Annotated in this window: 17 protein-coding genes; 16 read left to right on the top strand and 1 reads right to left on the bottom strand. The window is 33.6% G+C overall.

Features of this window, described 5'->3' with window-relative positions:
• Positions 1 to 319: 319 nt before the first annotated feature.
• The 16 genes from ABDH49_06180 (at position 320) to ABDH49_06105 (ending at position 11942) form a co-directional block, all read left to right on the top strand.
• The gene (locus ABDH49_06180; protein ID MEN3046549.1) at positions 320 to 1483 is read left to right on the top strand and encodes a hypothetical protein; all 1164 of its coding nucleotides are present in this window, start codon (positions 320 to 322) and stop codon (positions 1481 to 1483) included.
• An 82-nt stretch (positions 1484 to 1565) separates the two neighbouring features.
• On the top strand, positions 1566 to 1736 hold the full coding sequence (locus ABDH49_06175) for a hypothetical protein (protein ID MEN3046548.1): 171 nt from the start codon (positions 1566 to 1568) through the stop codon (positions 1734 to 1736).
• A complete protein-coding gene (locus ABDH49_06170) occupies positions 1733 to 1885 on the top strand; it encodes a Flp family type IVb pilin (protein ID MEN3046547.1) in 153 nt (50 codons plus the stop codon). The genes ABDH49_06175 and ABDH49_06170 overlap by 4 nt, the downstream gene beginning before the upstream one ends.
• A 13-nt stretch (positions 1886 to 1898) precedes the next feature.
• Complete coding sequence (locus ABDH49_06165; GenBank protein ID MEN3046546.1) at positions 1899 to 3314, top strand: TadE family protein; 1416 nt, start codon at positions 1899 to 1901, stop codon at positions 3312 to 3314.
• Positions 3315 to 3326: 12 nt separating this feature from the next.
• Positions 3327 to 4346: a Tad domain-containing protein gene (locus ABDH49_06160; GenBank protein ID MEN3046545.1), complete on the top strand. Its 1020-nt coding sequence runs from the start codon at positions 3327 to 3329 to the stop codon at positions 4344 to 4346.
• A 14-nt stretch (positions 4347 to 4360) separates the two neighbouring features.
• Positions 4361 to 5104, top strand: a complete 744-nt coding sequence (locus tag ABDH49_06155) for a TadE/TadG family type IV pilus assembly protein (protein ID MEN3046544.1) — start codon at positions 4361 to 4363, stop codon at positions 5102 to 5104.
• A gap of 9 nt (positions 5105 to 5113) precedes the next feature.
• A complete protein-coding gene (locus ABDH49_06150) occupies positions 5114 to 5611 on the top strand; it encodes a hypothetical protein (protein ID MEN3046543.1) in 498 nt (165 codons plus the stop codon).
• 46 nt (positions 5612 to 5657) lie between these two features.
• Positions 5658 to 5828: a Flp family type IVb pilin gene (locus ABDH49_06145; GenBank protein ID MEN3046542.1), complete on the top strand. Its 171-nt coding sequence runs from the start codon at positions 5658 to 5660 to the stop codon at positions 5826 to 5828.
• A 73-nt stretch (positions 5829 to 5901) separates the two neighbouring features.
• Positions 5902 to 6075, top strand: a complete 174-nt coding sequence (locus ABDH49_06140) for a hypothetical protein (GenBank protein MEN3046541.1) — start codon at positions 5902 to 5904, stop codon at positions 6073 to 6075.
• A 19-nt stretch (positions 6076 to 6094) separates the two neighbouring features.
• Positions 6095 to 6268: a Flp family type IVb pilin gene (locus ABDH49_06135; protein MEN3046540.1), complete on the top strand. Its 174-nt coding sequence runs from the start codon at positions 6095 to 6097 to the stop codon at positions 6266 to 6268.
• Positions 6265 to 6429 (top strand): hypothetical protein, encoded by a 165-nt coding sequence (locus tag ABDH49_06130; protein ID MEN3046539.1) that lies wholly within the window; start codon positions 6265 to 6267, stop codon positions 6427 to 6429. The genes ABDH49_06135 and ABDH49_06130 overlap by 4 nt, the downstream gene beginning before the upstream one ends.
• Before the next feature lie 6 nt (positions 6430 to 6435).
• On the top strand, positions 6436 to 6609 hold the full coding sequence (locus tag ABDH49_06125; protein MEN3046538.1) for a Flp family type IVb pilin: 174 nt from the start codon (positions 6436 to 6438) through the stop codon (positions 6607 to 6609).
• Entirely contained in the window at positions 6606 to 7151 is a 546-nt protein-coding gene (locus ABDH49_06120; protein MEN3046537.1) for an A24 family peptidase, read from the top strand. Before ABDH49_06125 ends, ABDH49_06120 begins: the two co-directional genes overlap by 4 nt.
• Positions 7152 to 7194: 43 nt before the next feature.
• Positions 7195 to 10161 (top strand): M4 family metallopeptidase, encoded by a 2967-nt coding sequence (locus tag ABDH49_06115; protein MEN3046536.1) that lies wholly within the window; start codon positions 7195 to 7197, stop codon positions 10159 to 10161.
• Positions 10162 to 10335: 174 nt separating this feature from the next.
• On the top strand, positions 10336 to 10899 hold the full coding sequence (locus tag ABDH49_06110) for a hypothetical protein (protein ID MEN3046535.1): 564 nt from the start codon (positions 10336 to 10338) through the stop codon (positions 10897 to 10899).
• Positions 10900 to 10967: 68 nt separating this feature from the next.
• Positions 10968 to 11942 carry a hypothetical protein gene (locus ABDH49_06105; protein ID MEN3046534.1) on the top strand — a complete coding sequence of 325 codons (975 nt, stop codon included), beginning with the start codon at positions 10968 to 10970 and terminating at the stop codon, positions 11940 to 11942.
• Here the strand turns inward: ABDH49_06105 and ABDH49_06100 are convergent.
• Positions 11926 to 13734 carry a hypothetical protein gene (locus ABDH49_06100; GenBank protein MEN3046533.1) on the bottom strand — a complete coding sequence of 603 codons (1809 nt, stop codon included), beginning with the start codon at positions 13732 to 13734 and terminating at the stop codon, positions 11926 to 11928. The two genes, ABDH49_06105 and ABDH49_06100, sit on opposite strands and share 17 nt — an antisense overlap.
• Between the last annotated feature and the right edge of the window lie 5 nt (positions 13735 to 13739).

The raw sequence follows: 13739 nt of genomic DNA, 5'->3' as shown, positions 1-13739 counted from the left end.
GTTAGTTGATTCATTCGAAGGATTCGTAAAAAAGAGAGATAAAAAAGAGGCCTTTTTAAGTTTTTTATCTTTTATCTCCTTAAGGTTTTTTTTTGAAACTTTATTAGAATCTGCTCATGCTGTTGAAAACAAATTTGATTTTATTTTACATTTTTATCTTTTTTTTATCGTATTATTTATAATCATATATCTTTATTTAAGGCTTTTTTTTGAAAAAGAATTTATTTTCAAGCTTACATGTTACGGTTTTTCTATTATTATATTACCCCCCTTTGTTGATTACATAATTTCAGGAGGAAAGGGTTTTGTTTTAAGTTATTTGAGCAGTACCTCTCAAATCCTTCCAATTTATTTTTCTCTTTTCACTTCACCATTTACTCAAACTTTCGGTGCAACTCCAGGTGTAAAAATAGAGGTTCTTATAATAGATCTCTTGTTATCAACTTACCTATTTTTAAAATTAAAAGGCGCAAAAAGAATACTTTTATCTATACTAAATTTTTTTATTTTTCCTTTCCTTCCACTTCTTTTAAGTTCAATTTTTGCTGTTGAAGAACTTTACTATTATTCTCTTGTTACTCCTATTTTTATCGCTAAACCAACTATACCTAATATGATTTTTATTATTATTATTATTATCCTTGGCCCCTTTGCTTTTAAAGAATACTTTCCAAAAAGAGTTAACATTTTGTCTCTTTTTTACTCTTTTATTACCCTTTTTATAACTATTTTGTTTTCAGTTAAGATTAGTGAAATTTTTCCAAAATTTTTGTTTTTACCCGGCAATATTCTTTATATTATTCTCCAATCCTTTTCTGTTTTTTTTCTGTATATCTCCTTTGAAAAAAATAAAATTTACATTTTACCTTTAATTCTCTCCTTCCTGTGTATTTCTATCCAATCATCAGCTACTATTGTAGCCTTTTTTGTCTTCAGCCTTTGCTTTTTTATTTATAGAAAATTTTCAATCCTTTATAACTTTTTATTTTTTATTTACTCAATTATTTTAGGATTGACCTTTTTTGCCTTAGGCAGTAAAATTCCATTTCCAGATTTCAAAAATCACTTATTTAGATTTTCCTCTGAAATCTTCAAAAATGAGAAGAAATTTTCCAAAGCAATAAATGTTTTATCAAAAGTAGATAAAAAGGAGTTTTATGATTATCTTAAACTCTCTGAATTATCATTACTAAACGGAGATTTAAGAGACTTTGATATTTTTCTTGAAATTTCCCAACTTAAATATATTTCAGCTCCTCCCCATTACAAATCTATAGATCAGAGAGTAAACTTCTGGAAACTAGAAAAAGAAAGAATCCTTAAGGAAAAGGACTACTCTCTTTTATTTACCATCACTCTTTCTGTTTTAAACCCCAGAGTAGAAAGTGAAGAAATTCTCCTCTTTCTAAATAATTTAAAAGATTCTCTCAATGAACAAGAAAGTAAAATGTTAAGAAAATTTCTAAGCCTCTATGGCTTTTAAAGTTTTCCATATTCCCCTTGACAGAAAAAGTTTTTTGAATTATAATAAATTGGAATCCCTAACAGAAAGGAGAGAAAAGGGGATGAAAAAGAAAATATTATTAAATGAAGGGGGTGAGGCCGCAGTTGAGTATGCGGTCTTGATCGGTATTTTTGGTTTTCTTGGTATTTTTCTTTTGAATTACGCTCTTTTTATTTTAGGTTCTGATTTTATTTATAAGTGGCAAAAAGTCTTCTGGAGGTTAAAACCATGAAATTTTTAAAAAACGAGGAAGGTGCTGCAGCTGTAGAGTACGCAATGATAATTGGAGTTATAGCCCTCTCATCCTACCTTTTTTGGAAAATTCTAGGATTTACTTTACGTTTTGTTGTGATGAGGCTTTTATATAATCTTCTATGGTAAAAAGGAGTAAAGTATGAGCAATAGAAAAAAGGGTCAAGTGATGGTGGAGGCAGTTATTGGGATGGCAATTTTTTTAATGCTTACCCTTGGAGCAATTGAAACAGCAAGGTTCGCTTTAAGAAGAATCCAAATTACTTACGCCTCCTTTCAGGCAAATAGAGTGGCAATAGTAAACAAAGGAGATACTGTTGCAGTCCGTAAGGCTCTTAATGAAATATCTAGTCATATAAAGGATGCCAAAATTAAATTAAAGGATGAAGGTGAAGAATATTCTCTTTCAGTTAAAAAAACTTTTCGACCCCTTATAAGATTTTTTAAAGTAGATTCCCTTGTCTTGGAAGGCTATTCAAGATTGCCAAAGGGTCATTTTCAAAACAAAGAGTTCCCCTATAGGTATAGGGGGTATAGTAGTTATTACCCAGCACTATGGAACACTTCTGATATGGAAGATGAAAGAGAAGCTGGTATTTTAACTTACGATAGATATTTAAGAGCCTTTATAAGATGTGAAAATAATAAGTATGAGGCTTGGAGACCCGGTTGGGGTCCATTTGGTGAATATGGAGGAGGAGGAGAAGCAGAAATTAAGGTTGGTGGAAAAGATGAACCAAATGATCCCTTCCATCTTGGAGGTTGGTACCCACCTTATGGAATTTTGAGAAATAGAGGACCAGAAAAAGATAGAACCGGAGAGCAGGCACTCATTGATCAATATTATTTTATAGAGGCGATGCTCTTTGGTTATTCTTTCTTTCCATTTTTAACTTTAATTCCTGAAAATAAACCATATTGGTCAAGAGCTATTACTGGTTTTGGACATGGAAATAATATAAATAAGGGGGGAGATGCACATACCTATAGGGCTGATATTTTGGAATATTTTGATTCGCAGGGGTATGCAATACCTTATTGGTTTGGTTTTTGGCCGAGGTATGAGGCTCTTTGGTGGACTCCAGTTGGATGTGCTGATCTTGTTACAGGTATTTACTATATAGGAATGGGCAACCAGTGGTTTTCTGATCCATGGAGTGAGTATTATGAGGATGAAGATAACTATATTTCAGGATGGGGAACTGCTTATGCTGATGCATGTTGGAATCCTATAAAAACACCCTGGGGTTGTATACCTGGAGCTGGTGTAGGGGATGATTTTCAATTTACATTCTTTAGCGGGTGGTTTGCTAATTACATAGGTACTCGTGAACCTTGGGATTGGAAGGGAACACGAAGACTATATGATGCTGCCTTTTATGTTGCTACCTTTAATGAACTTGAATGGATATACCTTGTTGAAGGTTTTTTGGTTGATCATCCTAATCACGGTGCATCCTTACCCCTCAAGGATGATTTAAGGGGTTGGGGGACAGAGTGGGATTGTTTATGGTATGAAAGTCCTTGGGATGAATGGGATGGTGAAGAGAAGCAATAAAGGAGGTTTAATATGAAAAAAAGAAAGGGTGCAGTTTTAGTGTTTGGAATATTTTTTATGCTTATAATTTTTGCTGTTATGGGTTACTTCTATGAGATGAGTAGATTAACTTTAGCCAAGATTCGTGCTCAAAATGCTGCAGATGCCTCAGCAATGGGTGCTCAAACTGTTTTATCTAATTTAAGGAATACTGCCACAACACACTATATGGTAGCTGATTTATTTAGAAGAATAGCAGTAACAACAACTCATCGGAATTTTCCGCTTAGTATGCCATGGCTGTTTTCTTATTTAACTTTTTATTCTTGGTATAAAAAGGATCTATTTGTAAATGATTTTCCTGATGATTTTGCTTCCAATTTAGTTAAACTTTATCATTTTATGTTTCATATTCAAGATTTTGCTGTTACAAGAATGCTTGCTGCTTATGATTCAAAGATATTTTTCAGAGATTTTATAAAGGAAGAGGCTGAGAATGAGTTTTCAAGAACGCGTAATATTATGAGGTATGTATCTTTTGCTCTTGGCTACTTAAATCTTTACATGGATAATCAGCTTGAGTCTAATGAGTGGGGATTTGTTAGATTGAGGTTTGACAAAGAAGGTCCCGATTGGGCCCCAGAAGGTTTAAGGGTTGATTACGGTGAGGAAGTTAATGGGCCTCACCCCCATAGAAGGATAAGAAATATAAATGATGAAATTGAGATTAATAAAAAACTTGGGAGAGCCTACAGTGAAGCTTATGTTTGGGTTCCACCTTCCAACTTCCTTATGAGAATGTTTTTTACGAGAAATTGGGGAAAAATAGGAGCGATTAGGGAACCTTTTAGATTTATTGAGGGATTATATCTTCCTGTTAGGGCAGATGCTGCAGCTGGACCCAAAGAATTTTATATAAGGATAGGCTTACCAGTTAATATTCCAATTTTGGGAAATCTTAGTGAAGATGGTTATTGGAGTTTTCCACAGTTAATTCCAACTATAAGGGTTGAAGGTCAAAATCCAATTGAGGGACAATGGCCCTACCATTAAAAAAGGAGGAAAAAATGAAGAAAATAAAGAGGCTGAGAAGGGGAGCATTTTTGGTAGAGTTTGCTATAATTCTGCCTATTTTGCTACTTCTTGTTGCGTGGATATACATGTTAGGTTATATATTACATAAAAAGCAGGTTGTAACTATAGCGGCAAGAGCAGGGGCTCAATATGCTGTAACTCCTGATCCTGTTTACGGAAATCAGATGGCTACAATGGGAGTTTTTATTCCTCTTTCAGGTGGAAAGGGACAAAAGGTAAGAGAAATAGTTAAAGATGTTTTAAAAAGAAATGGATTAAACCCTGATAAGGCAAATATTAGTATTAATTGGTTTTCTTTACCTTTTACACTTAAAGAAGAAAATGTTCAAAATCCAGGATATAGAGGAAGAGCAACAGTTCATGCTATGTATACTGATATGATCGGTGGCGACAATTGTGATACAAGGTGCCACTCAATGTTAGTAAGGCAGGAACTTGAAAATGAATTTGATAGGGATGAGAGATATAGATATACAAAGTATAGTATAAGTTCAGATGTTTGGATAGTTAATGTAAGGGTTGAATATCCCGTGGGTGCCCCATTACTTGATTTGATTAATCCAATTTTAAGGGCAGCTGGATTTAAAGGAGATTTAAAAGAAAGAAAGGTGGTAGCAAATTGTGCTTTTCCGGCACCTATGCCACTTGTACATGTAATTTTAAAAACTCCTCCTCTTCGTAAAGCAGTTTTTGATATTTCAACATATTTTAAGTAAAATAATTTTATGAGAGGAATATTATTAATCGCCTTTATTTTCACCATCGGATGCAGATTTAATAACCCCTTTTATCCAAAAGCTCAAATAGTTGTAACATGTAATCCTCAAACAATAACTCTTGTTTATGAGATAACTCAGGGGCAGATAAAGTTAACATATCCTCAGCTTCAAGTTACTTTTAGAGAGACATATGGAGGAACCTATGGAATAATCGATTCTGCGAGTGTTGATTATCATTATGCTGGAGATGATCCTGTTAGAGATTCTATAGTTGAAGAATTGCCTGGATATACTTTTGGAACCTCCCTTTATATTCCTCCAGATGGAGAGACAACTACAAGGATTGATTTAGTTACAGATGATGTTGAGAATCTTTTTGCACCAGATAAAGGTAATTTTGAAGGTCCGGTTAATGCTTTTTTAACTTTCTATGGAAGAGATGGAAATAATTATAAGTTTAAAATTTATTTAACTGTCACTTTACAAAGAGTTATACCTGATTAAAATTTATGGGGTCCAAGTCCCCTAAAATTAAAAAGGAGGTTTAAGAATGAGACTTTTAAGATGTGAAAGAGGAGCAACAGCAGTAGAGTATGCAATGATAATTGGGCTTATTGCCCTTTTTGCCTTCGCAGCTTACAGGGCTCTAGGTAAACAGGTTCAAAGGATTATTAGTGAAATGTGGAGACAAATGCAACAGGCAAGTGCTGGTCCTGAATAAAAGGAAATATGCCTAATGATATACCCATGTTAAATCTAAAAAAGGGTTCAAACCCCTCAGCTCTCTTTTTTAAATGAAATTTTCTGATTTTTTAAGGGAACAAAGGGGAGGTTCAAGTGTAGAATACGGGTTTATTATGGGGGTAACAGGACTTTCTCTTTTTTATTCCTACCTAGCAAAGAAGGTTGAAGAGATTATAAATGAAATGACTAATATGTTTTTTTACATATATCCAGGACCTCCTTAATTTAAGAAGGAGTAAAAATATGAGAAAAATTTTAACAGATCAAAGGGGAGCTACTGCAGTAGAATATGCGATGATTATAGGTCTTATAGCTCTTTTTGCCTTTGCAGCCTATAGAGCCTTAGGTAAACAGGTTCAAAGAATAATATCCTTGATGTGGAGAAAGATGCAGGAGGCAACCCCAGGTCCAGAATGAAAGGGTTAATATTTGATGAGAAAGGTGCATCAGCCGTTGAGTACGCAATCCTTATAGGTTTAATTTCTCTTTATGCTTTCGCAGCTTATAGAGCACTTAGTAGAGTTACTTACAAAGTTATAGAAAATATGTGGATTCAAATAACAAAAGCAGGAGGGTAAAAGGGTATGAAAAGATTAATTTATAATGAAAAAGGAGCAACAGCAGTAGAGTATGCAATGATAATAGGGCTTATAGCCCTTTTTGCCTTTGCAGCTTATAGGGTTCTAGGTAGAGAAGTTCATAAGGTAATTGTATGGATGAGATATAAACTAATGACTGTTCAGGCAGGTCCTGAATGATACAGGAATTTATAAAATTTCAAGTTGTAGGGTTAGCAACCATCATATCTGTCTACACAGATTTGAGGTTTGGAAAAATTTTTAATAAAATAACTTTTCCTCTTTTCTTTTCAGGTCTTATTTATAACTTAATTTTTAACAAATTTGAAGGTTTTGTAAACTCTTTAATTGGTGCCTTCATAGCTTTTGCTTTTTTTTATATTTTTTTTCAATTAGGTGGTGTCGGAGGAGGTGATGTTAAATTAATTACAGGGATTGGATCGTGGATAGCTTACCCATCAATCCTTTTAATTATATTTTTAACTTCAATTGCAGGACTTTTAATATCTTTAATTTATTCTTTTTTAAAGGGGAACACTCTAGTGGTTTTAAGGGGAGTAGTTAGGGAGGGAAAAGAAGGATTTATAGGTTTTCTTAATTCCCTTTATGCAAAGAGAAGTTGTTTTTATGATAAAGAAAGAAGTTTTAAATTACATATACCTTATTCTTTGGCTATCGCCTTTGGCACCTTCTTTGGTATTTTTATAGATTTGATAAAATGAGATCTATGGAGTTCAATTCTCTGGTTTATTTACTTTTTAAACGATGTTTAAAATTTTAATATTTACCTTTATATACAGCGGGGATTTTAACAAAATTTATTTACCTCCCAAAGATCTTCTAAAGCCCTGTGCTAAGCATGCTCCCTCTTCTATAAGTGAAAATATCTATTATGATTTCGGAATAAAGGCTGATATCTTATATGGAGACTTTGGTTTTCCAAGATTAATCTCTAATTTTGAAATTTCTGTTCCAGGTAAAAATGCTTTAGAAAAAGTCTATAATTTCTTAAGTCAAAAAGGTTATCTCCTTGGAATAGATCCTAAAAATCTTTCTCTTTTAGAAGTTAAAGAGGATGAACTGGGCTATACACATGTAACTTTTGAAGAAGTAATAAACGGTATAAGGGTAGAAAATTCCTTTGTTGGTATCCATGTAAATAAAAGAGGAAATATATATTACCTTTCCTCTTACTACTTCCCCTATGATGGTTCTCCCCTCTTTACAGTACCAAATATTAAAGAGGGAGAAGCTTTAAGTACTATATACAGAGATTTGAATTTAAGGGGTGAACCTAAAGATTTAAAAATTGAGCTTGTTTACTACCCTTATGAGAATTCACTTCTTCTTACTTATAAAGTAAGGTTTTTCTCAGAGGAACCTCTTGGAGATTTTATTTATTACATTGATGCAATAAAGGGCTTGATAATTGAAAGAAGAAATGAACTAAAAACAGTTTCAGGTTATGTTTACGGTTGGTGTTTTCCAAGTACTGGAGCAGATGCCCTTCAAAAATATCCTATGGCAAACCAATATGTGTATATTGGAAGTTCTACAGCAACAACAAACGCAAGTGGATACTATTCAAGTTCAGCATCAGGGAACATAACAGCCTATCTTGAGGGTCCCTATGTAAAAGTTCTTATCGATGACAATCCACCTGGAAGAGCTGTTTTTACCTCTCAGGGAGTTACTTACACTGTTCAAAGTGTAACTTATGCATGGGATAACACAAGTACAGCAACCGGTTTAACAGGTGATGATCAAACATTACAGTTTTCTCTTCCCTTTTCATTTCCCTTTTATGGTAAAAATTACTCTTCTATATATATATGTACAAATGGATTTATGAGTTTTACTTCCAATTCAAACGCATATACTCCTGCTCAAATTCCAAACTCAAATGCTCCTAATGCTCTTATAGCTCCATTCTGGAGAGACCTTAATCCCGCTGCTGGTGGAGGCTCAATTACCTATTATTCTGGATCAGATAAGTTTGTAGTTACATGGGATAACATAAAAAATTACGGTAACGCTAACAGACAGAGCTTTCAAGTGGTTTTATATCCTAATGGTATAATTGAATTCAGATATAAGTCTATAACTAACGATTATACAACAACTAGAGGAATTGAAAACGAAAGCGGAACAGTTGGAGTGACAGTTCCTACACCTTCCAACAATGCCGCTTATAGACTTATTCCTCAGCAGGGTAGTGTCGGAAATGAAGTATCCTGGGAATGGAAATATCCTTCTGATGAAACAACAGAGGGAAAGCACACCACAGAGGTTATGGTTTTCTATCACGTAAATAAGATTCATGACTTTTTCAAGAATAACTTTGGATTTACAGGAATGGATTATCAGATTCAGGCAACTGTTTACTCTCATTCAGTAGATAGGAACTATCAGGGTGCTAATGCTTACTATTACAACGGAACAATGCATTTTGGTAGGGGTAATCCAAGCTATCAGATACAGAATATGGCAAGATCAGCTGATGTGATTTATCATGAGTATAATCATGGTGTTGTTGATAAGATTTATGCAAGTGCTGGTGGACTACCATATAGAGATCAGCCTGGTGCTATGAATGAAGCTTGGGCAGATTACTGGGCCTGTACTCAATTTGGGGACCCAATTATGGGTGAGTGGGTGATGCCAGCTCAATATCAGAGAAACCTCCAGAATGATTACAAGTATCCTGATCATTGGGTAGGTGAAGTTCACGATGACTCTCGAATATATTCCGGAGCGCTATGGGATTTTAGAACCTACACAGATAAGACAACAGCTGATCGAGTCACATGGAGAGCTTACACATATTATCCTAAGGATTTCTTAGCTGGAAGAAATGCAATGATCCAAGCAGATAGGGATCTATATAATGGTGCAAACGAAAGTAAGATAATACAAGCTTTTGCAAGGCATGGAATAGGTGGGGCTAATGCAAGATACAACATGAGACAGGTTAGCTACTCATGGGTAACAACTTCTACACCTACAGGAATAACAGGAGATGATCAAACGATAAGATTTACTCTGCCTTTCAATTTTACTTTCTTTGGTTCTAACTATAATTCAGTATACGTTTGTAGTAACGGCTGGCTTTCCTTTACATCTAATTCAACAACTTATACTCCTCAACAGATGCCAAATTCAACAGCTCCAAATGCTGTAATTGCACCCTACTGGAGAGATCTTTATCCACCTGATACAACTCAGGGTGCAAAAATAACTTACGCTTCAAATCCCTCTTATTTTGCTGTTACATGGTATAGAATCAGAAATTATTCTAATAATAACAAACAAACTTTTCAGGTTATTCTTTATAGTAATGGAACAATAAGATTTAATTACCAGAGTGTAACTGACGAGTATGTTACAGCAGTTGGAATTGAAGATGCAAATGGTGCAATAGCGCATCTTTATGCCTATGGAAGCGGAAATGTTCTTCCAAGAAGTAACACATCTATTGAGTTTGTTCCCGTTCAGTCTACATTTAATACTTTTGGTATGAAGAAAGATACTGAATTCAAATTTATAGGAAACATAAAGTCTTACGAATTACTAAATGATGATAACTCTTTAATAAATATTTATGATGTTACAGGTAGAAAACTTACAGGTTCAGAGTTAAAAACCCTTAAAAAGTATGGAAAGGGAGTATATTTCATTTTACCCGTTGATAAAGTTGAAAAGGAAAGGGTTAAGATTATTATAATTAAATAAATGAGATTTAAAAATGAAAAAGGGTTCAAGTCCCGTGTTATTAATTAAATAGGAGGAGTTAAGTTTATGAGAAAGTTATTAATAGGGGGAATAATCTTTGGGTTAGTACTAAGTGGTTGTAAAGAAACCCGTGATGTAACTTCAAGTAGTGATCCTGGTATAAGGTTTGCTACTGTGCAAGAGATTCAGGAGATGGGTGGCTATGCTATAAACAAGGCTGATTTCGAAAAGGCGATTATGACTATGGCAAAAGATGAAAAATTCATTAATGAAATGAAGGCACTTTCAGGTGGAGGACTTGAATTCCCTATTCCATGTGATAGACTTATTAGATATATTGAAGAACTGGTAGGTGTTGATCTCTCTAACGTTAGATGTAAGGCAAGAGGAAAATTCATGTATAAGCCTAAAATTGACCTTTGGGTAGCTGGTAATTTAGCTTATGCTATTAGCTACGGTGGATACATTGGGGCTGCTGGATATGCTGGTTTCTCTGGTTCACTAGCTGGAGCTGATGTACTTGGTGTTTTGAGCATTGTTTACATTAACAATATCCTTGATACATTAATGATGAACTATGAATATGGAGATGATAATAAACACGTAGCCTTTAATGCAGGTTTTGTAATCTGGACAAGCGAAACAGGAGGAGTTACTATTAATATTACGACAGATCATGAGTTTGCAAATGGTGGTTTCGGATGGAGCCCTGTTTTAACAGCTTCCTACAGTTTTTAATTTAGTTTTTATAGACTAAAAAATATTAGAGAAGGGGGGTTAAATCCCCCCCTTTTTATTTTTATAAAATGCCCCTTTTTTTAATATTTTCACTACTCTTAGAAGAAAAGGGTTATGTTAAGAGCTGGCTCCCGTTAATTAAAAGCGATTCTCTACTTCTTTTTTATAGTTTAGATAAAGATTATAATAATTTTGCTGAGGAAATAAAGTTATTTAATTTTGACATTCGTAAGAAGAAAGGTAAAATTCAAAGTTTATTTAATTATAAGGAGGGGATTGGAGAGTTAAAATTAAAAAGAGAAGGAGTCAGTTTCATTTTGTTTTTTCCACTTTATGATTACTTAGGAGACAAAAAAACGAAAAAATTAAAAAAAATTTTTTGTTATAGTGAAAAAAAGATTAGAAAAGTTTTTGAAGTTACCGGAAAAAACACCTTTTTCTATAAGTTTGATTTTTATGATTCCAAATTAGAAAATAATTTTATACTTGATCTTAGAGGAAAAATCTACATTACAAAAAACAATGAAAAAAAGGAAGTTACAACAGGAGTTTATCCGCTGGTTTTTAATTCAAATATCTTTTTCCTTCATGGCACAAAAGATGGTAAGTTAAATGCTCTTTTTAAAATTAATAAAGAAGGTAAAAAAGAGCTTTTTTTTGATAAAGAACCTGTGCTTGAAATGGATAAAGAAAAAGGATTTATGTTTTTATTAACAGATAAAGATGAAGATCTTTTACCCGAAAAAGTCTACATTATAGACTCTCTTGAAAATATAAACCTTCTCTTTGATTCTGACTACCATATAATTATTAAACCGTCATCTTTTATTTTAAAAGATACACTTTTTGTCCTATTGTCGCTTTCAGAAGAATTAGTTCCCACAAAACTACTTTTCTTAAAAGTAATAAAAGATAAAGTAGTTTATAAGAAGGAGATTTTAAATAGGCATGGAATCGAAGCTAAATGGATTAATTATCCTAACTTTATTTTACTTCAAAAGAATAATTTCCTTTCCCGTTTTGAAATTATCTCAGTAAAATAACTTTAAATTTTTTATCTCCATCTTTAATATACAGTATCTTACTTACTCCAGAGGTTTTTACTCTCCTTCCTGATAGGTCAATCAAACCTTTCTTTATTTTGTATTTGAGAAGATTTTCTTGGCCTACCACAAGAGTTGGAATTACATTATTAATTAGAACTTTCTCTTTTTCAAAAATATTACTTGACCACTTTAACCCCGTTGAAATCTTATAAAGCTTGGTTCCGCCTATGTTTACGTAGGCATTTATATATTCACCTACAACTCTCCTTTCTACAGCAATACCTCTTACATCACCATCAAAAGTCTTACTTTTTAAAACTACTCCTGATTTTGTAAAGAGCTTTATCTCTGTTAAACCCATTCCAGATGAGATGAATAATGTATCATTTAATGCTTCTAAAGCTCCGGCTAAAAAGTATAGAGGCTGAGTAAGATTTAAAGAATCTACTTTTGGATTAGCCTCATTGAGAAAGTTAAGCTTATATATTCTATATCTTGCAGGATAAATAGCTCTATGCATAAAGCCCAAATTTTCTCCCTGAGCATCACATAAAGCAAAGATGTTCACTCCAAGCCCCTTTCCTTGAGTATTGAAGCTATCTATTAAACTGAAGTTTGCACTATAGTGAACTAAATAACACCAAACTGGTGATCCACCACCCTGAGGTACACCAATCTGTGAAGTATAGAAAGTTCCACTCTCTTTGTCGTAAAAGATACCAAAAGGAACATCAATTGTAGTTCCCTGAGAAAAATCTTGAAGTTTGTACTTTGAAATTACATTTCCATTATCGTCAATAGAAAAAACTGTGTCTTTTTCTTGATTAACAATAAATATCAAATTATCACCTGTTTTAAAAGTTATATCCTGAAAAGCCGTAGAAGTACCAGGAAGAGGTATTTCTTTTATTATTGCACCGAAGAAGGGCTTCGTTTTTGAATATGCCTTTACTGTATCGTTTGTAGGATCAGGGTCTAAAGCATAATTTGTCCATCCCAAAACATAGTATGTTTTTTCTGCTTGACCTGTGAAGTTTGATAACTGGATTGTATCTTTTCTAAGGGGACCTACTGTAACATAACCACTATCCCTATATACTCTTACTCTAGTTAAACTATCTTTTATCTCACATTTTACGTAAAAACTTAGAGTATTATTTGAGAAATTTTGAAATTCTATTGTAATAGGTGTAGGCACATTTGCCTCAAAATATTCACGAGGAGATATAATCTTAGTTGCACCGACATCATTACCAAGTTTAGCTGAAAGAACGATGTAGTCAAGCATAAAAAAGCCTGTATCTTGAGCTAGTCTATAATAGGCAAAGGCAATTTTTATACTATCTGCATTTATAAAACTCTGTAAGTCAACTGAGTCTCTCTGATTAACAAATATTGGAACTGGAGAACCCCCGTAAATTTTAACTGGTACCCAACTGGTCCATGAACCTGCCTGTGCCTTTGTTCTGATTAATATGTCACCTCTTGAAAGAGAAATTGTATCCTTAAGAAAAGATATGTTGTAATATAATTTCAGTTTTACAATACTGGTAGGAACATCAATTCCAGGAGTAAATAGGGTATCTTGATACAGTATAGAATTTGTGTCACATAAAATATAGTAATTACCTTGTTGTGGAGGTTCTACTGGAAAATACTCGCCATATTGAGCTATTCTCCATGTGCGTAGCGGACTTCCACCATTTCCTACCCTCCATCCGTAAGGCAGACTCCCTCCCTCAAATCCTTCATTTAGTAGAATTATCGACACTATTAAAAAATTTATCATGGTCT

This window comes from Candidatus Hydrothermales bacterium (assembly GCA_039630235.1).
Classification (GTDB): Bacteria; Hydrothermota; Hydrothermia; order Hydrothermales; family JAJRUZ01; genus JBCNVI01.
The sequence above is the reverse complement of the archived record's forward strand: the minus strand, read 5'-3'. Positions and strand labels throughout refer to the sequence as shown.